Below are 19,639 nucleotides of genomic sequence, written 5' to 3'. Positions count from 1 at the left end.
GTATCCAGTCTTTAGAGACGATTTTCCGGCATCGCTTCGTGGGCCGGGATCAGCTTCTTTTCGATATCGGAAATCTCCATTTCCTTGAAGACATCGAGCGGCAAAGCGCGGGAGGTATCGAACTCGTTGGAGGCGTCGCGACGCAGGGCCGTCAAGTGAGCGCCGCAACCCAGCTTTTCGCCGAAGTCGTTCGCCAAGGTGCGCACGTAAGTACCCTTCGAGCAATCGAGGGTGAAATCGATTTCCGGCAGATCGAAGCGGGTGATCTCGAATTTGGATACACGGATGAAACGGGGCTCGCGCTCCACTTCCTGCCCCTTGCGAGCGAGCTTGTAGAGGCGTTGCCCCTTTATCTTCACCGCCGAGAACATGGGAGGCGTCTGGTACTGGTCGCCCACGAAATCGCTCATGGCAAACTGGGCCTGCAGCTGCGTTAAGCCTTCGGGCAAGGGCTTCGTCACGGTGATCTCCCCGTCCGCGTCCTGCGTATTGGTCGACTCTCCCAGCTTGATGGTACCCGAGTAAGTCTTGTCCATGCTGGTGAGGAACTGCGAAAGCTTGGTGGCCTTGCCTACGAGGATGATCAGCAGGCCGGTCGCCATCGGATCGAGCGTTCCCGCGTGTCCGATTCGTTTCATTCTCAATTTACGGCGTACCTGGTCCACCACGTCGTGCGAGGTCATCCCGCTGGGCTTGTCGATTAGCAATACGCCTTCAAGATCTCTTTTCTGTTCCATTGTTCTAAACTTCCTTTTCCTGCTCGACCTCCGCAAGGCGCCGCTCGATCGCGGCAAAGACCTTGGGACGTATTTCCTCGAGCGACTCGTCCGAGCTGAAAGCCGCCGCGCAGGCGTGCCCTCCGCCGCCAAACTGGCGCGCCAGGCGATCAACGCGGTACTCCGCGGACTCCGCTCGAAAGCTGCCCTTCACGGTGGATTTCTTTTGCTCGAAATAGATGCCGATCTTCACGCCTTCCAGGGCCCGCGTGTAGTCGACGAAGCCTTCCGTGTGCTCGTATTTGGCGCCTGTATCCAAAAAGTCCTGATGCAGCACGTACCCTGTGCCCACCTTGCCGTCGCAACGCGTCGTCAAGGTCGCGAGAAAGCGCTGCAGCAGCTGCAAGCGGCATTTCGGCTCGTTCTCGTAAAGCGCTTGGGCCGTGAGCACCGGACGGGCGCCGCAATCGACCAAGCGGGCGCTGAGCTCGAAAACGCGGCTGGAGGTGGCCGCATAAGAGTAGCGGCCCGTATCGGTCATGATCCCCGTGAGCAGGCACTGGGCCGTCAGCGGGTCGACGTCCCAACCGAAATCGAAAGCCAGGCCGGCGATGATTTCGCAGGTCGCGGCGCTGCCCGATTCCACGAGGTTGAAATGGGCGAAATTCGTATTCGAAATGTGGTGATCGATATTGCCGAGGTAGTTGCTGCCCTCGATCAGCTTGCTCGACTTGGGCCCGATGCGAACCTCGTCCGCGCAGTCCACGAAGAGCAGCGAACTCCCGTCCAAGGCGTCCGCGCTGAACTTCTCGATCTTGGTATCGCCCATCAAGAACGACAAGGCATCCGGAACCGGGTCCGCGTTGTAGGCCACCGCGTCCACCCCTTCCGCCCGCAACAATCGGGTCAAGGCCAGCTGGGAGCCGATGCAGTCCCCGTCGGGGCGAGCGTGACCGAGAACCAAGACCCTGTCGTTCGCGATGCTGGCGAAAAGTTCGCTGAAGCGCTCGGCCAACTGCGGGTAGTAGCTCATGCCTCTGGCTTGTCGGCGCCCTCCGACTTGCTGGCTTCGCCTTCCGGCTCCACGAGCTCGTCGATCAATTCGTTCACCATGGCAGCCGCCCTGTTCTTCTCGTCGAAGGCGAAGGTCAAGGCTGGCAGGAACTTGAGGATGATGCGCTTCCCCAGCTCGCGGCGGAACATGGACGTGTTCTTCGCGAAGAACTGCTGGGCCTTCTTGCGGGTAAAGCCGTTCGCCTCGATCACGGAATAGAAGACGAGCGCGTTCTTGTTGTCGGGCGACACGTCGACCTCCGTGATGGTGATCAACACGGCGCTCGACTTGAAGCGCGTGTGCAGGATGTCGCTGATCTCACGCTTGACCAGCTCGCCTACTCTAACTTTTCGATTGCTCATCTGACTAGGGAAAAAAGGAGCGACCTCGGTCGCGAATCGGCTTTTAGGAAAAGAGTCTTCGCGACCAAGGTCGCTCCTACATTCGTTGAACTAAAGATTACAGAGCGGCACGAACCTCGTGCACCTCGTAGATTTCGATGGTGTCGCCCGGCTTGTAGTCGTTGAACTTCTCGACCTGGATACCGCACTCGGTACCGGCGCGAACTTCCTTCACGTCGTCCTTCACGCGGCGCAGGGTAAGGACCTTGCTGTCGTGCAGGACCTTGTTGCGACGCAGCACGCGAGCGTTGGCTCCGTGGGAAACGCGACCTTCGGTGACCAAACAGCCGGCAACGAAGCCCTTGGCGATCGGGAACACGGCGCGAACTTCGGCGGCGCCGATCTTGTTCTCGCGGAACTCGGGATCGAGCATCTCGATCATGTCCTCGCGGACGCGATCCACCAGTTCGTAGATGATCTGGAAGCTGGAAATCTTGACCGCCTTGTTCTTGGCCACGGCTTGTACGCCATTGTCGGAACGAACGTTGAAGCCAATGACTTCCGCGTCGCCGGCAGCAGCCTTTTCCACGTCGCTCTTGCTGATTACGCCGACGCCCTTGCCGATAATCTCGAGGGCAACCTTCTCGCTCTCGATCGAGTTGAGGGCTTGGCAAATCGCTTCCAGCGAACCGAAGGCGTCCGCCTTCACGATGAGGCGAAGCGTCTTCTTCTGAGTCTTGGCGATAGCGGCGAAGAGCTTCTCCTGCGGCGTCATGCCGGCAGTGGCTTCGTCTTCCATCGCAGCCAGCTCGGCCTTGATTTCGATTTCGTTCTCGGCGGCCTTGGACTTGGCAACCTTCTCGTTCTTGACGGTTTCGTACTGGTCTCCGCAATCCGGAGTGCTGGACCAGCCGATAACGCGTACCGGAGTCGATGGCGGAGCCACCTTCACCTGCTTGCCGTTTTCGTCGAGCATGGCCTTCACCTTGGTGGAAGCCGCGCCGCAAACGAGGGCGTCGCCAACCTTCAAAGTGCCAGCTTGTACGATAATGGTAGCCGTCGGGCCGCGGCCCACTTCCACGGAAGCCTCGATCACGATACCGGTCGATGGCTTCTTGGGGTTGGCTTGCAGTTCGAGGACTTCCGCCTGGAGCAATACCATGTCCAGGAGCTCTTCGATACCGGTTCCCTTGATGGCGGAACACTCGACGCAGATGGTCTGGCCGCCCCAGTCTTCGGAAGCGATACCGCGTTCCTGCATCTGCTGCTTCACGCGGTCCACGTTGGCGCCCTTGGTGTCGATCTTGTTGATCGCCACGATGGGCTGAACGCCAGACTTCTGGATGAACTTGAGAGCTTCGTCGGTCTGCGGCTTGAAGCCGTCGTCCGCCGCCACCACGAGGATGGCGATATCGGTGACGTCCGCTCCGCGAGCGCGCATCGAGTTGAACGCTTCGTGGCCGGGCGTATCGAGGAAGGTGATCTTGTGATCGTTGTGCTCGATCTGGTAGGCGCCGATGTGCTGGGTGATGCCGCCGGCTTCGCCCTTGGTGACGTTCGCCTTGCGGATGTAGTCGAGCAAGGAAGTCTTGCCATGGTCGACGTGGCCCATGATGCAGACCACGGGAGGACGGTGCTCGAGCAACTCCTCTTCGTCTACCGGCGCCGCGGCTTGCTTCTTCTTGGCCTTGTTGCCTTCGCCGCGGTGACGGATTTCCAGTAGGAAGCCGTGCTTGGCGGCCAAGGTGCTGGCGACCTCCTCTTCGAGGCTCTGGTTCACGGAGGCGAAGATGCCCATTTCCATGAGCTCGGAGATGAGCTTGAAGGGCTTGACGCCAATTTCCTTGGCGAAGTCGCGCACCACGATCGGCGGCTTCAAAGTGATTTGCTTGATCTCGTCCGGATCGCCGGCTTCCGTAGCCGCTTCAGGCTTGGCGGCAGAAGGAGGAGCTACGGCGCCAGGCCCTGCGGGAGCAGGCGGCTTGGGAGGTCCAGACAACGCTGGCGGCGCCGGCGGCGCAGGTGGAGCCTTGGGGGCCGGAGCTGCCGGAGGAGGCGCTGCCGGAGCAGGAGCCTTGACCGGAGCGGGGACCTTGGCCGCGGGCGGCGCAGGCGGCGTGGCCGACGGTGCCGGGCGAACCCCAGGGTTGGCCGCTGCGGGCGGCGGAGAGACGGGAGCTGGCTTGCTGGCAGCCGGGGGGGCAACACGGCCCGGACCGGACGGCGGAGCCATGGGAGGCGGCGCCACTGGACGTGGAGCAGGAGGACCGACGGGCTTCGGCGCGGCGGGGGCGGCGGGCGCGGGAGGAGGAGGTGCAGGCGGCTTCGGCGCAGCAGCGGCTGCGGCGGCCTTCTTGGCCTCTTCCTTTTCCTTGGCGATATCCTCGGGACTGCGGACAAAGGATGCGAGGTCCGGAGCCGAAGGGGGCTCGGGAGCTGCTGGTTCCTCTGCTTCCGGTTCCGAAGCTGCCTCGTCTGAGTCGCTTTCGCTTGCAGAGGTTTTATTGGCGAATTCCTCGCGGAGGGATTCGGCGGAGATGTTGTCGACCGTGCTGGACGCGCTCTTAACCTCGAAGCCGCGCTCGCGCAGCAACTCGATTAGTTCGGCGTTTTCCAGACCGATTTCTTTAGACAACTGGTAGATTCTAACGCTCATGCAGGGAAATGTGTGTCGCTGTAAAAAATGAAAAGTAAACGGAGGCGTTTGGAGAGTCCTATGCCTATTAAGATGAGATGTTCTGCGACTGGAGGAACTGAGTCACCTTAGCGAGGATGTCAGCCGCTTCTTCAGCGGAGAATCCCATTTCAGCCAAGTCGTCTTCTTCGACATCGAGGAAGAGTTCCGGGCTGATCAAACCATTGTTAACGAGACGCTCCGCAGTGGCAGCGTCGATACCTTCGATCTGGTTGAGGCCTTGGGCAGCTTCCGCTTGCTTGGTCTCCATGGAGACCTCCTTGACCTCTTCCTTCATGATGTCGATCTTCCAGCCCACCAGCTTGGAAGTGAGGCGAGCGTTCTGCCCCTTGCGCCCGATCGCGATGGCCAGATCGTCTTCGGAAACTTCGATCGTGATGCGGCGGTTGCGCTCGTCCATGTGCACGGCGCGCGGGATGGCAGGCTTGAGGGCCTCCAGAGCCATCTCCTTGGGATCCTCGAAGTAACGGATGATATCGATCTTTTCCCCGCCGAGCTCGCGAACGATGCTCTTGACGCGAGCGCCACGAGCGCCCACGCAGGCGCCGACTGGATCGACCTTCGGATCCGCCGACGTTACCGCGATCTTGGTGCGGTAGCCCGGCTCGCGGGAGAAGGCTTCGATCTTTACCGTTCCGTCCGCGATCTCGGTCACTTCGAGCTCGAAGAGGCGAAGCACGAACTTCGGGTTGGAACGGGTGAGGATGAGCTCCGGCCCGCGGTTGGTAGCTTCTATCTTAAGAAGGAAGCAACGGATACGCTCGCCGGGAGAGTAGTCTTCGCCAGGCACTTGGTCGCGCGACGGCATCATGGCTTCGGCCTTGCCGAGGTCCACGATCAAGTCCCCGCGCTCGCGGCGGCGCACGATGCCGCTGACGATGTCGCCTACTTGGTCCTTGAAGTCGTCGTAGATGCGCTCCTTCTCGAACTGGCGCAGACGCTGCATGATGGCTTGTCGAGCCGTCTGGGCGGCGATGCGGCCGAGGTAGGCCGGGTCGATTTCCTTTTCGTAAATGTCGCCGATGTTCAGCTCGTCGTCGACCAGACGGGCCTTTTCGAGGGAAATTTCAGTCTTCGGGTCGCTCACGGAATCCACCACGTTGAGCAAGGCCCACGCGTGCATCTTACCGTGACGCGGATCGATGGTTATCTTGAGTTCCTGGCCAGCGTTCACGCCCTTGGCTGCGGCGTTTTTAATGGCCGTAATAATGGCGGAGATCATGTCTTCACGACCGATCCCCTTCTCCTTTTCCATGTACTCAAGGACTGAAAGAATTTCGCTGCTCATCTTAGAAGTTGGTGCGTATTTGAAAAAAAAAGCGGGTCAATGACCCACTTTCAAAAAATAATTGAAATTGTGAAGCGGGCACTAAATTTCCCGACAATCAGAAAGTCAAGCGTGTGCTTGGACGTGGCTCCCCCCATCCTCTTCTCTATGACAGCGGCTTTTGGCGCCGAGCACCCCCTGCAGCCACCCGTTGCTCATCGGGGTCCGCCCACGCTCCAGAACCTGCAGCAGCCGCAAGGCTTCCGTGCAGGAAGCAGGGCCATTCCCAGCGTTCCAGTGGAACCAAGCGGCGAAGCCGTCCATGCCTCGCCTAGCCGCCACCAGCGGCAGCAAGGCGTCGCACACCAAGGTGTCCGCCTTCTGGCCGCCGATTTTACGAACGAGAATTTCTTCCGTCACGAATTTGCGAATTTTTGCCACTCCCATTTCGCAGCGCAGGGCCTGCGTGCCCCACTCCTCGTCTTCGGGCTCGACCTGGCACTCCACCCAATCCTCGCCCCAGTCCGCCAAGCGCTCCGGCCAATCCTCCGCCGCAGCGGCAAGCTGCAAGTACTGCTGCAGGCGCAGGCGCGGGTGATTGGCGGGGCGACACCCGCTCATCCGCCAGCGGTCCTCGCCGACATCCATTAGGAGATCCGCCGTCAAACCGCCCCGAGCGCAGTCCGCCAGCGAATGACGCTCCGCGATCATCAGCATGGGCACTCGATTGCGGGCGAAGCCCATCACCTCCAAGGCGCTCTGATGGCAGGCCCCAGTCCAGCCGAGGCGCTCGATGCGCTGGGCGGCGTAGTGGCACTTCATCTTCCAACGCCGTTGCGCGAAGCCGACCAGCTGCCGCCTGCGCTCCGCCAGGGAAAAGTTCATAAGAGTCTCCACCTCGGGCCGCAAATCCACACCCGTGGAGGCGATCAATGAATCGTCGCCCGCGTACTCCTCGAGCGAGTACCAAAGCAAGGGCAGCAAGGCGACGGTTGGCAAAACCGCTCCGGAGCGGGTGCGAGCCGCGGCGGAGCCCTTGGCAGGCGTGTAGTAGAGCACGTGCAGGACGACCCCATCGTAGGCTGCATCCCCCTGATGTCCGTGGGCGTTCCAGTCGGCTTGCGAAAAATGCATTTCCACGTCCCCCCGCACCTCCACCCCGTCGATGCGCAATATGGCATCGCGGAAATCCGGCCCGTCGAGCCGGTTCCAGGTTCCCGGGTGGATGACTTCGACCAAGCGGCCGAACTGGTCGCACAGCCGGCCAAGGTCGAAGGCCTGCTCCAGCCAAATCTTTTGCAGGACCAGCTCGCTGACTTGATAGGGACCGTAAGGCCCGTGGAATTCCTCCACGGATTGCAGACAGGTAGAATGGGGCATGGGTAACAGAGAGTTTGGAAAGCGATAGCCTAGAAACAAAACGCGCCCGACCAAGCGTTTTCTTTAGGCAGGCCGCTTAGGACAAAGCATTGACGCCGCTCCCGCTTTCCCTGCATATGCCAGCCAATGTCCCCGCAGAACGAGCCAGATTGGGAAGTCGTCGACGAACTTCCCGGAGAAAAGAAGCCTCAGAGCAAACGAGCCAACCTTGTCACCTTCCTCAAGAGGAAGACCCTCTGGATCGGCTTGCTGGCGGGCGCCGCCCTCGTGATCCTCGTGCCGGTCTTCCGCGTCATGCTGCAGAACCTCCTCCGGGCTTGGTGGATCTGGGTCGGCCTCGCACTCTACTGGATCTGGCGGCGGATGAAAAAAAACGCTACCGCCGCCCAACGGCGGAGGTAGCGCAATAAGGGTTTCGCGCGCTAACGCGGCCCCTTAGTGGTCGTGGCCCGACTCCGGCTCGTCGTCGTGGCAGCGGCAAGCGTACTCCTTGTAGTCGCAGCTTGGGCACTGGCCGAGATTGAGGTTGAAGCGCTCGCGCACGACCTCCGAGGTCGGGCTGGCCTGCACCTGCACCAAAATCGGGATACGCTTCTCCAAAGGCAGTTTCCCTTCGGAAACGAAGGCTTCCCCCTTCTTGTCGAAGGACATGCGGATCGGATTCATGCGGTCGCCCCCGACAAGGGTGACGACTTGCTCCGACGGCGAAATGACTTCGCCCTCGTCGCTCACGAAGGTCACGCGGACCTGTCCGTCATCGGCGATGTAAACTTCCGCCTGCGGATCGAGCGACTTGATCATGCGTCCGCCATTGGGCGGAACGATGCCATGATGGTCGCCGGAAGCGAATACGGAACTGAGCGCCAGGCTAGCCAGGGCTGCGATTGATAGGATGGTCTTTTTCATAATAGGCATATTTGTATTGGATTAATGGTTACGGACGGGCCGATCCCTACTCCGAGGCGGCCGCCTTGAGACGAATTGAGTTTTCTGCTGTCTTGCGACAAAAGGTGAGAAACAGGGCTGGCGTTACGCCGAGCCCTAAAAGGGTGGAGCTCACCAGCCCGCCCACGATGACGACCGCCACGGGATTCAAGATTTCCTTGCCGGGAGCGTCGGCCGCGAGCACCAGCGGGATCAGAGCGAGCCCTGCCGATATCGCAGTCATCAGCACCGGAACCAGTCGCTCCAGCGTGCCACGCACGACCATGGCACGACCGAAGGCTTCCCCTTCCTGTCGCATCAGGTGCAAGTAGTGCGAGATAAGCATGATGTTATTGCGAGCGGAAATTCCCGCCACCGCGATGAAGCCGACCAAGGTCGCGATACTGATATTGTTCAAAGTATAACGTGTATAGAGAACGCTTCCGATCAAGGAAATCGGCACGATCGTGAGCACCAGCAGCACGAAGCCAAAACCCTTGAAATAGCTGAAGAGCAGGAAGGTGATCACCAGCAACACGATAGCCGACATGATCAGGATCGTCCGCCGGGCCTCCTGCTGGGCCTCGTACTCACCCTCGAAGGAAATCGTGTAACCGGTCGGCAACTCGACCTGCTCCCGGACCTGCTCCTGCAATTCCTCTACCACCGAATTCAAGTCGTCCACCGTCGGGTTGATCGACACCACGAAACGGCGCAGCGTATTCTCCCGCAATATGGTATTCGGGCCGGTCGCTTGGCGAATCTCGGCTACATAGCTTAAAGGGATTCTCTGACCGCTTTGCGTATCTATATAGAGATTCGCCAAACGGTTCGGCGACTCTCGCCACTCTTGAGGAAGCCGCACCACCAGGTCGTAAACGCGCTGCTCCTCGTAGATCTCCGCCACGACTTCTCCCCCCATGAGGGCAGCCAGCTGATCGTTCAGCTCGCCAGGGGTCACTCCGTAGGCCAAAGCACGCTTGCGATCGACCTCGATCCGCAGCTGCGGAATCGGGGCCTGCTGCTCGATACGAGCTTCCTCCAAGCCGGGAATACTGCGGGCAATGCCTGCAATCTCCGTACCCATGCGGCGCAGCTCATCGAGATCCGGGCCAAAGACCTTGACCGCCACCTTCGCCGAAACCCCGCTCAGCATGTGTCCCACGCGGTCCGCCAAAGGTCCGCTCATGGCGCTAAAGGTTCCCGGAATGCCCCGCATCTTCGTTCGCAGGTCCTCCAAGATCTCGTCGCGCGGGCGGCCGAAATCTTCCCGAAACTCCACGTCGAACTCTACCGTAGAAACCGGCACCACATGGTCTCCCTTTTCCGCTCGCCCGACTCGATAGCCAACGGTCTTCACCTCCGGCACCTGCAGAAGCAAATCCTGAGCAGTCACGGCCAGTTCCGTCGTCTGCTTCAAGGAAGTCCCGGGTGCCGTGGTGGTCGCGATCAGCAAGGTCGGCTCGCGGAACGCCGGCAGGAAGCTTCCTCCCATTTGCATGAAGGAAGCGTAGGCAAAATACAGCAGCCCGCCGGTAAACAGTATCACGAGCAAGGGTTGGCTCAGCGAGAAGCGCAGCCACGTGTATTCAAAAAGCGACTTCAACCCACGAACGAAAAATCCGTCCCGATGGGCCTTGCCCGCTTTCGGCTTCAGCAGGTACGAGCTGAGCACTGGTATCACGGTCAAGGATACGATAAACGAAGCTCCCATGCTCACCATGGTCGCAACTGCAATGGGAGAAAACAGTCGCCCCTCTACCCCGCTCAAGGCAAGCAGCGGCAGAAATACCAAAATGATCAGCACCGTCGCGTAGAGGATGGATGAGCGAACCTCCGCCGAAGCTTGAGCGATCACTTCCAAGCTGGAGCGCGGATTCTCGAGAGCGGCGTTTTCGCGCAGGCGCCGAAATACGTTTTCCACGTCGACGATCGCGTCGTCCACCACCATGCCAATCGCCACCGCAAGCCCGCCCAAAGTCATGGAGTTGACCGACAGTCCCCAAAGATCGAATACGATAACCGTTATCCCCAGCGACAGCGGAATCGCCGTCAAGGTAATGAGGGTGATACGAACATTCAGCAAAAACAGAAACAGCACCGCCGCCACCATAATGGCTCCGTCCCGCAAGGCTTCCTGCAGGTTGCCGATGGCCAGATCGATGAAGTCGGCTTGCCGATAGACAGTCACCAAGCGCACTCCTTCCGGCAAGGTCTGCGACAGTTCTTCCATCGCCTTTTCCACTCGGTCCGTAAGGGCAAGCGTATCGAATCCGGGCGATTTGGTAACGCTCAGAATCACGCCCGTATAGCCAACGGTCTGCCCCGAGTCGTCGATATTGCCTTCCGCGTCGAGCTTGGTTCCCAGCCCTGCATCGCCCCGCATGGGCTCGATATCCCACACCACGTGAGCAACGTCCTTCAAGCGAATGGGACGATCGTTTTCGTAGCTCACCACCGTATCCGCGATCTCGTCCAGGTCGGTGCTCATAGCGAGGTTTCGCACCATGATCTCCTGGGCCGACTCGGTCAGAAAGCCACCGGTGGAATTGCGCACCGCATTGGCCGCCGCATCGTGTATTTGCTCGAAACTTACACCAAGGGCCAACATGCGATCGGGGCGCGGCTGCACTTGCACCTGCTTGACGCCGCCGCCCATGGCTAGAACTTCCGCGATTCCCGGGATCGCTTGCAAGCGGCGCCCCACTGTCCAGTCGGCCAGCGTGCGCAGCTCCCGAGGATCCGTTTTGCCGCTAGGATCCATCATGCCCACCAGCATGATATTGCCCATCAAGGAAGCGACCGGCGTCATGTAAGGAGTCACGCCTTCGGGCAACGATTCCGCCACTCCGGTGATGCGCTCCTGCACAAACTGGCGGGCTTGGTAGATATCGGTGCCCCAATCGAATTCGATGAATACGAGCGACAGGCCCACGTCATTGACCGAGCGCAGGCGCGACACTCCCGTCACTCCCATCAAAGCGTTCTCCAAAGGGATCGTCACCAAGGTCTCCACTTCCTCCGGGGCGAAACCGGGCGACTCGGTCAGCAAAGTGACGGTCGGCTTGGTCAAGTCCGGCAGAACCTCCACCGGCAACTCCCGGGTCGTCTTCACGCCCCACGCCAAAATCACAACGGCGAAGGCGAGAATCAATGCTCTCTGAGCGAGCGAAAAGCGTATCAGGTAATTCAACATCGTCCGCTACCCCTTCCGTTCTTTCGAGCGACGCATCAGCAACTGAGCCAGCACGGCGCACAGCAGCGTCACCGCAATCGCGTAGCCGATCAGCAACTTGGACGACTCCTTGCTCTCGCCGCCTCCCGCCGCCGCTCGCTTGGCCGCCGCCCGCTGTTCCGGCGTGATTTCCGAACCATCCTCGTTGTGCTCGTGGCCATGGGCCGCATCGAGCGCTTCCTTCAAGGAAATGCCGGAGCCCCCCCCCGCAAAAGCCAAGGAATAGGAACCGCGCGTCACCACCTCGTCGCCCGGAAAGAGGCCTGCCACCACTTCCACGAAACGATCGTTCTGCTCGCCCAGGACCACCGGCACCCGCACGAAGGCATGCGGCAAGTCGAAGTCCTTCACGAAGACGACCCGATTGGTCGGATCCCCTTGCACCGCCTCGCGAGGGATGCTCATCACGGAGCTACGCGACTGCAGCACGATGGAGAACTCCACTCGCATGCCGGGACGCAAACGGCCCGCCTCATTATCGAGCACGAAGATCCCCTCCACCGCTCCGGCTTGGCGGTCCGCATCGACCCCGAAGCGAGCCAAGGTGGCTTCGATCACGGCCTCGCCCAAGGCCGGTACGCGAATATGAGCCCGGGAGCCAACGTCGATCCGCGCCGCTTCCTGCTCTGGAATCTTGGCCACCGCCCACACGCGGGAGCGGTCCGAGATGTCCATCAGCTCGAAGTCCGGCTCCACCGGCTGCCCCAAGCGTACGTGGGAATTCACTACAAGCCCCGATTGCGGAGACTTGAGTTCGATCGTAGGAGGCGGATTGCCAAGCTGGCGACTTTCGATCCGCGCTAGTATCTGTCCCTCGGATACCGTATCCCCTTCGAAGGCGTTCAGGTCCACCACCCGCCCCGCGATGCGACTGGAAAGCACCGCTCGCGACGAGGGGATTTCCTCCACTCGACCGATTGCGAAAACCGTGCTTTCGAAATCCCGCTCCAAGGCTTCCACCGTTTGGATACCTAGGTTACGCACCCCGGACTCGTCCAATATTATCAAGTTCGGATTACCCGCCGCTTCGCTGCCAAGCAGCCCCAGCAAACAAAAAATCCCGATCAATGCGTTTCGCTTCATCTCTAAAAATAAAATCTAAATGTTCTTTGCTACAGCGGCCCGCCACTCGACGAGCGCCTGTTCGTAGTCGCGCACCATTTCCAGGTGAGCCGAGCGAATCTTGAGGCCTTGCCCCTGCGAACGAAAAACCTCGTTCAGGCTCACTAACCCCGCCGCATAGGCTTCCGCCATCTCCTTGAGATTGATCTCCACCAAGGTGGTAATCTTCTCCTGAAACTCCAGCGACTGCAGATACAAGTGAGCCGCTTCTTCTCGCATCGCTCTCGCCTTGCTGCGCAGTTCTAGCGACACCGCATCGCGCAGCTGCTCCATCTGGCGCCGTTCCAAAACGCTCTCCCGGTGCAGGCTCTCGCTGCGCTTCTTCATCGGCAAAGGCACCGACACGCTAAATCCCAATACCCGTTCCGTCCCGATCCCCAGCGGATGATCGATAGAACGCTCTTCCTTGATTCCCAGCCCCAAGGAAACATCGCCCCAGCGGCTTGCCAAGGCCAGCGACTCCCGCTTGTCCGCAATCTCCAAAAGCAGGCTTCTCAACTGGTACTCCGGGTGCGTCTCCAATTCCTCGATACCGAAATCCGTAAACACCGGTTCCTCGCGGCCAAGGTCCAAACGATAGCTCAAGTTAATGGTCTCGCCCACCTCGAAGCCCACCCGAGCGCGCAAGCTTTCCAGCAAGCGGGCCCGATCCGTCTCCAAGTGCTCGATCTCCTGCTCCAAGATATGCAACTCGATCCTGACCTGGTTCGCCTCGAAAGGCGAGGCCTCGGCCGTCTCGATGCGGGACGCCACGAAGTCCGCGAACTCCTTGTCGTTCTCCACCAAAGCGTGACGCAGCTCCAGCTCCGCATCGATGTAGGCGATCTCGTTGCAGAGCAGTTCAACCTCCCGAACCAGCAAGCGCTCCTGGTTGCGCACCTCCGCCTTCGCCAGCTCGATCTCCACCCCAGCGATCCCCTTCAAGATAGAGAGCCGCTTGGTCACGGGAAAGCGCTGCTCGAAGGCGACGCCCAACATCTGCTGCCCCTCGTCCTTAAAGAACCAGTCCGTAGAGTAGTCGAGCTTGAGCTCGGGATTGGAACGCAACCCCGCTCCCTCGCACCGCGCTTCCGCCTGCTCGATCAAGGTTCGCGCCGCCTGCAAGGACTTGTTGCCCTGCAGGGCCAAGCCCACGATCTGCGATCGGGAATAGCTTTGCGGCGCTGTTTCTTGCCCCGCGAGGGAGGCGTGAATCAAAAAAGTTGATACGATAAATGCTGAAAATTGATAGAATCTGAACATAGAAAAACTCCTGTCGGGATTAGCGAAGGGCCGCCCTCACGCGAGAGCAGCGATCTTTCCAGCGAAAGCCCAAGGCTCAGCCGAAACGCTAAAAACAGGAGTAATCAGATTCTCAATACAGTGCGCTTAACCTGCAAACGGGTCAGCGATTCGCCAGCAGGCGGAGCGCGAGTGGCCGGCAAAAGGGAAGCCAAACCGGAATCGAAAAGTTCCGCCAAGTCGAAACTGGTGAACTCCACCGAAACCACAGGCGGCGCCGCGATGCGTTCCTGGTTGGAACTGCGCAGCAAGTCCCGCAGATCGTCCCCGCCGACCTCAATATCCGTACAGGTCTCGCAACATTCCTCGACCGAGGCATCCCGCAACAAAATGGGATCGTGCTCGTGGCAAGCGCTCTCGTGCACCTCCACAACGTGAGCCTCACGCGAAACCAAGTGCGTATCGCCCGAAGCGTGCTCGCAAAACAAGATGCTACCAGAAAACCCTGTCGCCACATTGAAGGCGAGGGCTAGGAGGCTGAGCATACAGGCGAGTTTCTTCATCACTGTTACAAGAACGGCAAATCAGACGCAACGATTCAGGAAAAGTTCAAGCGTTTTACGACGACGGCCCACGGTTTTCCCTTAACGACAAGCGTTTGCAAAACCCAATAACAGCGCTCCGGAAGCCGCCGTCAGTCGAAAAGCGGAAACGGCCCCACCCGCTCGCTTTCCCGCTCCAGCAAATAGATAGCCCGCTCCAGCGACTCCTCCGAAAAGCGGAAATCCGGCCAGGTCACCGCGAACAAAGGCGTCAACGGCGACGGCTCCCCTAGCCACGTCGCCCAAGCCACGATCGCATCCTCCGATTCCCCCAGGTTCATGGCAAAGCCCTGCTTCTTGATCATCTCCAGCTCCGCTCGATACTCGTCGCTCGCTCCAGCCGGAATCAAATCCGGACGCACCCCAAGCAGCAGCTTGCCCATCGCCATCTTCTCGATCGCGAAACGACGCCCCACCGGCGGAGTCACCCGCACCCGGCAGTCCGGCTCCTCGCAGTGGATGTGCATGAACTCCCGACCCGAAAGCCGCCCCATGGTCGTCATCTCCCCCAGGTCGTCGGTGATCCGCCGCATCATCGGGGCGAAGCGCTCCCGCAACTGCTCGTCCGGATCCGCCTTGCGCCAGTCCCGAAAGGTCTGCGTCACCATGTATCGCCGCCCTTCCCCACGCGTCACCAAGCCGTAGTGGATCAGGCTGTCCAGCAAGCGAAGCAAGCTGGTGCGCGGCAAGCTCATCGACTCGACCAGCTCCTGGATCCCCAAGCCCTGCCGCTCCGCGGAGAGCAAAGACAAGAGGTCCAAGCCCTTGAAAAGAGATGTAGCGAGCTGACGTGTTTCTTTTGACATGCGACGAAGAAAGACTCTTACTCGTCCGCATTTCAAACAAATTTGTCCATTATGCTGACTCAAAAAATAGAAGACCAGATCCGCTCCAGCGGCATCATCGCTGTAATCGCAATCGAAGACGCTGCTGACGCGGTGCCGATGGCCCAAGCGCTCCAGCGCGGCGGAATCACTGCCATCGAGCTGACCCTGCGCACCCCCGCTGCCCTCGACGCAATCCGCGCCATCCGCGAAGGCGTACCGGAAATTCTCCTCGGAGCCGGCACCATCCTCACCACCGAACAAGTCGACGCCGCCCTCGCGGCCGGCGCCCAGTTCGGCGTCGCTCCAGGCCTCAACAGCCGCGTCATCGAGCACGCCGACAAAGTTGGCCTCCCCTTCGCTCCCGGCGTCATGACGCCTAGCGACATCGAGCGAGCCCTCGAGCTCGGCTGCAAGACCATGAAGTTCTTCCCCTCCGAATCGGCCGGCGGCATGAAGACCCTCAACACCATGGCAGCTCCCTACAAGCACCTCGGCATCGGCTTCGTACCGCTGGGCGGCTTGAGCGAAGCCAACATGGCTTCCTACCTTTCCTCCCCGCTCGTGGCAGCCATCGGCGGTTCCTGGCTCGCCAAGACCGACCGCATCGCCGCCAAGGACTGGGACGGCATCGAAGCCACCGCAGCCGCAGCCGTAAAAATCGCTGCGGAAGCGAAAGCCTAGGGATCCCAGTTCGCTTTCCCAGGTCCTACCCAAGGCCCCTATCTATTTCTCAGTACGCGATAATTGAGTGATATACGATTGAACGCCCCAGCCATAAAGCGGTGGGGCGTTTTCATTTTATAGGATCCGATTCAGAGAGTCCTCCGTCGTGAACGATGAGAACGATCGGACAGCTGTCGGCGTCGGCTTACAACCCCTAGAGCTCGGAACCGAGAACGCTCTCAAAGGGCTAACTCCCATATCTACTAGGGCTTCTCATCCCTCCGAGATCTTCATGGCGGAGTACCGAGCGTCAGCGACACTCGAGCAGAGCGGAGAAGGAGGGATTGGCTTTCGCTTCGCTACAGGTCCTGCGGACTCATGCTGCGCATGCCCCTTCTTCGCTCGCAGGCTCGCTGCGTCGAACCCCAGGGCTTCTCATCCCTCCGAGATCCTCATGGCGGAGAAGGAGGGATTCGAACCCCCGGTGGAGTTACCCCCACAACTGATTTCGAGTCAGTCCCATTCGACCACTCTGGCACTTCTCCAACATGAAAAACGGGCATCAAATGACCGAGAACGCAAATTGCAAGGCCTGTCTTCATTCCCTTTGAACTTCCTGGGCAGTCCCGACAAGATCCCTCTCCATCCTTAGCCGAATCGCCCCCACCATGATTCCCGAAGACCTTTCCGAACTCGTTTCCAACCCCCGCCTCATCCCTGGCATCCACAACTACTGCGACCGCTGGTGCGAGCGTTGTCCCCGCACCCTTCGCTGCTCCGTATTCGAAATCGAACAACGAAACGCCGCCCAGCAACCGAGCTCAGACCAAGAAAACCAAAGTTTCTGGAAGGCAATCGAAGACTCCTTGGCGCTCGCGCTTCAGATGCTCGAGCAACGCCTGCAAGCAGAAGGCATCGAATTGACCGACGAACTGCTCCGGCAAAGCGATCGAGACCTCGAGCAAAGCGCCAATCGCGCCGCAAATGCCCGCTGCGTCCAACTCGCCCGCCAATACGCCCGCCTCGCCTCTCAAGCCCTCGAGCAATTCGATCGACAGCGTAGCCAATGCAAACCGCTCGGCATCGACTTTCCCAAGCCACACGCAGAGGCCCTCGAGATAGTATCCTGGTACCAGAGCTTCCTATACACGAAACTACGTCGGGCGACGGAAAGCGCCCAAGATGAGATCGGCTTAGACGACGCCAATGGCTCCGCGAAGGTCGCCCTCGTCGCCGCGGACCGAAGCCTCTCCGCCTGGGGCCAACTTCTCAACGCGTATCCAGAGCATCAGGACGCGATTTTCCCGCTTCTGACTTTGCTGCAAAAGATCACGAGCGAAGCCGAAGCCAGCTTTCCTCAAGCTCGCGACTTCAAACGTCCTGGATTAGACTAGGCCACTCAATTGGCGAAAGGGCTGCCGCGCCCCTAACCCCTCACGACGCGTCACGGACGCCACAACCGGACGGGAACGCTATTGCCAATTTCGATTCTAAATAGTCACAGGTTTCCACGCTTCCCGTTTTTCTCCATTGCTCCCTCTCCTCGCAGACTGGGGCCGGAGCGGAAACGCGAGTGCCCTCGGATAGCGATACACCTCCCTTACCGCACCATGAAGCACTCAACACTTATCAAAGGCGTCCCCAGCCCAGCCGCCGCATCGAAGCACGGATTCAGCCAAATCCTCCCATCCAGCGACCTCCCAGCGAGCCCGGAGCTCCTCGAGCTGCAAAGCTGCCTCGCCATCGCTCGCAGCGGGCCCTTCTGGTTCGAGCCGTTTTTCGCGAAGCAGCCCGCGAAACTGGGCGAGCTGGCAGAAATCGCCCTCCTGCTTTGGGAAACCGCCCACCAAGGTTTCGTCGCCTTGCTTCCGCTGGCCTCCTCCCTCGGTCGGGCGAAGCTCTCCGCCGACGCGAACGGCCTATCGGCCCGCTGGATCCCTTGCTCCGCCTCCTCCCCAGCGAGCTCGGAGCACGCTTTCGCCCTCGGCTGCCACAGCCATCCTCGCGAAGCGATCGCCCTCGCCGTTGCCGCCGCCCAGAAGGAGCTCGGAACCTTTCTCCTTCGCGAGGAAAAGCCCGAGCCCCGCTTCATCGATCGCCTCGGCTGGTGCACCTGGGATGCCTTCTACCAAGACGTATCGGAAAAGGGGATACTGGAAGGATTGGAAAAACTCAAAAGCGGCGGCATCGCGCCGGGCTTCCTCATCATCGACGACGGCTGGCAGAAGACCGAACGCTTTCGCATGGTCGACTTCGCCACGGACGAAGGGAAATTCCCCCAGGGCCTCGGCGCCGTGATCGAAGCGGCCAAGCGAGACTACGGCATCGAACGGGTCGGCGTCTGGCACGCCTTGCAGGGCTACTGGCAAGGCGTCGATCCCCAGGGGCCGCTATCCCAAGCCTTCTCGATCCTCGCCTGCCCCGACGCCTCAGGCACCTTCGACGACTGGCCCGAACAGTTCGCGACCCAACTTCGCCACCTCGTGGATCCCACCGAAATCGCCCAGTTTTACGACGCCTTCTACCAGTGGCTGAAAAGCCAAGGCGTCGACTTCGTCAAGGTCGACAACCAAGCGATGATCGAGCAATTCGCCGGAGAGCGCCTGCCTCGCGTATCCACCCAGCTGAGCTACCAAGCCGCCCTGCAAGGCGCCAGCCAGCGCCACTTCCAGGACTCTCCCCTCCACTGCATGTGCAACGTTTCCGAGATTCTGCTCAACCTCTCCCAGGGCAACCTTTGGCGGAACACCGACGACTTCTTCCCGCTCAAGCCGGACGCCTACCAGGCGGACTTCGTTACCTGGAACGCCTACAACAGCCTGCTCTCCTCCCACTTCGCCATTCCGGATTGGGACATGTTCCAGTCCAAGGCGGAGCACGCCCCTTTCCACGCCGCAGCCCGAGCCATCTCCGGCGGGCCGATCTACCTTTCCGACAAGCCGGGCGAGCACGATTTCGAGCTGATCCACAGCGTCAGCCTCCCGGACGGAACGGTCCCGCGCTGGCCCCAGCCGGCCGGCTTACCCGTCGATCGACTGCTCGAAGATCCGCGCCAAGGTTCCCGCTTGCTCAAGATCGCCAACTACAAGACCCCCACCCTTGGTGCGATCGCCATGTTCAACGTCTCGCCCGCAACGGCGCCCGACGGACAAGCGACCTCCCTGAGCGATACCTTTTCGCCTGCGGACATCCCTTCCCTGACAGGCGAGCGCTTCGCAGTTTTCGACAGCCAAAGCGAGAGCTTGCAGCTCCTCGATCGAGACGCGTCGGCAACGGTCACCCTCGCTCCCCTGCAGGCCACCACCTTGACGCTAGCCAGCCTGCAAAACGGCGTTGCCGCCCTCGGAGCGACCGAGCTGCTCAACGGAGGAGCCGTGCTGGTATCGGCCGGCTGGCAGGAAGCGGGTAAGTTCGTTTCCTGCTACGAAGCCGGCGGGACGCGAGTAGGCTTCTACTCCGAAACGCCGCCCCTTCGCGCGACGGCGAACGGCAACCCGGCGGAAATCGAAACCGCTGCCCAAAATTTCTATCGCGTCCGAATTCCAAATTCGTCCCAGTGCGTTGTTGAGCTAGAATTCCCGCTCTAGCGCTC

The 19,639-nt window shown here is 60.3% G+C and carries 16 protein-coding genes and 1 tRNA gene; 4 read left to right on the top strand and 13 right to left on the bottom strand.

The window, feature by feature from the left end:
• Positions 1 to 11: 11 nt before the first annotated feature.
• From truB to QEH57_RS17910, 6 genes are all read right to left on the bottom strand, one after another.
• Positions 12 to 737 (bottom strand): tRNA pseudouridine(55) synthase TruB, encoded by a 726-nt coding sequence (gene truB, locus QEH57_RS17935; protein WP_309008150.1) that lies wholly within the window; start codon positions 735 to 737, stop codon positions 12 to 14.
• Between the two features lie 4 nt (positions 738 to 741).
• On the bottom strand, positions 742 to 1,749 hold the full coding sequence (locus tag QEH57_RS17930) for a DHH family phosphoesterase (protein ID WP_309008149.1): 1,008 nt from the start codon (positions 1,747 to 1,749) through the stop codon (positions 742 to 744).
• Positions 1,746 to 2,132 carry a 30S ribosome-binding factor RbfA gene (rbfA, locus tag QEH57_RS17925; RefSeq protein WP_309008148.1) on the bottom strand — a complete coding sequence of 129 codons (387 nt, stop codon included), beginning with the start codon at positions 2,130 to 2,132 and terminating at the stop codon, positions 1,746 to 1,748. Before rbfA ends, QEH57_RS17930 begins: the two co-directional genes overlap by 4 nt.
• Positions 2,133 to 2,229: 97 nt before the next feature.
• Positions 2,230 to 4,767: a translation initiation factor IF-2 gene (gene infB, locus QEH57_RS17920; RefSeq protein ID WP_309008147.1), complete on the bottom strand. Its 2,538-nt coding sequence runs from the start codon at positions 4,765 to 4,767 to the stop codon at positions 2,230 to 2,232.
• A 67-nt stretch (positions 4,768 to 4,834) separates the two neighbouring features.
• Positions 4,835 to 6,094 carry a transcription termination factor NusA gene (gene nusA / locus QEH57_RS17915; RefSeq protein WP_309008146.1) on the bottom strand — a complete coding sequence of 420 codons (1,260 nt, stop codon included), beginning with the start codon at positions 6,092 to 6,094 and terminating at the stop codon, positions 4,835 to 4,837.
• A gap of 105 nt (positions 6,095 to 6,199) precedes the next feature.
• Positions 6,200 to 7,453 (bottom strand): DUF2851 family protein, encoded by a 1,254-nt coding sequence (locus QEH57_RS17910; RefSeq protein WP_309008145.1) that lies wholly within the window; start codon positions 7,451 to 7,453, stop codon positions 6,200 to 6,202.
• A gap of 126 nt (positions 7,454 to 7,579) precedes the next feature.
• On the opposite strand from QEH57_RS17910, the gene QEH57_RS17905 reads away from it, so the two are divergent.
• The gene (locus tag QEH57_RS17905; RefSeq protein ID WP_309008144.1) at positions 7,580 to 7,855 is read left to right on the top strand and encodes a hypothetical protein; all 276 of its coding nucleotides are present in this window, start codon (positions 7,580 to 7,582) and stop codon (positions 7,853 to 7,855) included.
• A 33-nt stretch (positions 7,856 to 7,888) separates the two neighbouring features.
• Here QEH57_RS17905 and QEH57_RS17900 read toward each other — a convergent pair whose 3' ends face one another.
• From QEH57_RS17900 to QEH57_RS17875, 6 genes are all read right to left on the bottom strand, one after another.
• Positions 7,889 to 8,359 (bottom strand): hypothetical protein, encoded by a 471-nt coding sequence (locus QEH57_RS17900; protein WP_309008143.1) that lies wholly within the window; start codon positions 8,357 to 8,359, stop codon positions 7,889 to 7,891.
• 46 nt (positions 8,360 to 8,405) lie between these two features.
• Complete coding sequence (locus QEH57_RS17895) at positions 8,406 to 11,573, bottom strand: efflux RND transporter permease subunit (RefSeq protein ID WP_309008142.1); 3,168 nt, start codon at positions 11,571 to 11,573, stop codon at positions 8,406 to 8,408.
• Between the two features lie 6 nt (positions 11,574 to 11,579).
• Complete coding sequence (locus tag QEH57_RS17890; protein ID WP_309008141.1) at positions 11,580 to 12,695, bottom strand: efflux RND transporter periplasmic adaptor subunit; 1,116 nt, start codon at positions 12,693 to 12,695, stop codon at positions 11,580 to 11,582.
• Positions 12,696 to 12,710: 15 nt separating this feature from the next.
• Positions 12,711 to 13,931 carry a TolC family protein gene (locus QEH57_RS17885; RefSeq protein WP_309008140.1) on the bottom strand — a complete coding sequence of 407 codons (1,221 nt, stop codon included), beginning with the start codon at positions 13,929 to 13,931 and terminating at the stop codon, positions 12,711 to 12,713.
• A gap of 149 nt (positions 13,932 to 14,080) precedes the next feature.
• On the bottom strand, positions 14,081 to 14,500 hold the full coding sequence (locus QEH57_RS17880; protein WP_309008139.1) for a hypothetical protein: 420 nt from the start codon (positions 14,498 to 14,500) through the stop codon (positions 14,081 to 14,083).
• A 149-nt stretch (positions 14,501 to 14,649) separates the two neighbouring features.
• Positions 14,650 to 15,363: a helix-turn-helix domain-containing protein gene (locus tag QEH57_RS17875; RefSeq protein ID WP_309008138.1), complete on the bottom strand. Its 714-nt coding sequence runs from the start codon at positions 15,361 to 15,363 to the stop codon at positions 14,650 to 14,652.
• A 51-nt stretch (positions 15,364 to 15,414) separates the two neighbouring features.
• Here QEH57_RS17875 and eda point away from each other — a divergent pair, with 51 nt between their 5' ends.
• Positions 15,415 to 16,065 (top strand): bifunctional 4-hydroxy-2-oxoglutarate aldolase/2-dehydro-3-deoxy-phosphogluconate aldolase, encoded by a 651-nt coding sequence (gene eda / locus QEH57_RS17870; RefSeq protein WP_309008137.1) that lies wholly within the window; start codon positions 15,415 to 15,417, stop codon positions 16,063 to 16,065.
• 437 nt (positions 16,066 to 16,502) lie between these two features.
• Here the strand turns inward: eda and QEH57_RS17865 are convergent.
• Positions 16,503 to 16,592, bottom strand: a tRNA-Ser gene (locus QEH57_RS17865).
• A 123-nt stretch (positions 16,593 to 16,715) separates the two neighbouring features.
• Between QEH57_RS17865 and QEH57_RS17860 the strand changes: the two genes are divergently transcribed.
• Positions 16,716 to 17,441: a hypothetical protein gene (locus QEH57_RS17860; RefSeq protein WP_309008136.1), complete on the top strand. Its 726-nt coding sequence runs from the start codon at positions 16,716 to 16,718 to the stop codon at positions 17,439 to 17,441.
• Positions 17,442 to 17,657: 216 nt separating this feature from the next.
• A complete protein-coding gene (locus QEH57_RS17855; RefSeq protein WP_309008135.1) occupies positions 17,658 to 19,634 on the top strand; it encodes a Sip1-related alpha-galactosidase in 1,977 nt (658 codons plus the stop codon).
• Positions 19,635 to 19,639 lie beyond the last annotated feature (5 nt).

It is taken from the genome of Pelagicoccus sp. SDUM812005, assembly GCF_031127875.1.
GTDB lineage: Bacteria > Verrucomicrobiota > Verrucomicrobiia > Opitutales > Opitutaceae > Pelagicoccus.
This window is presented reverse-complemented; position numbering and strand designations above follow the sequence as displayed.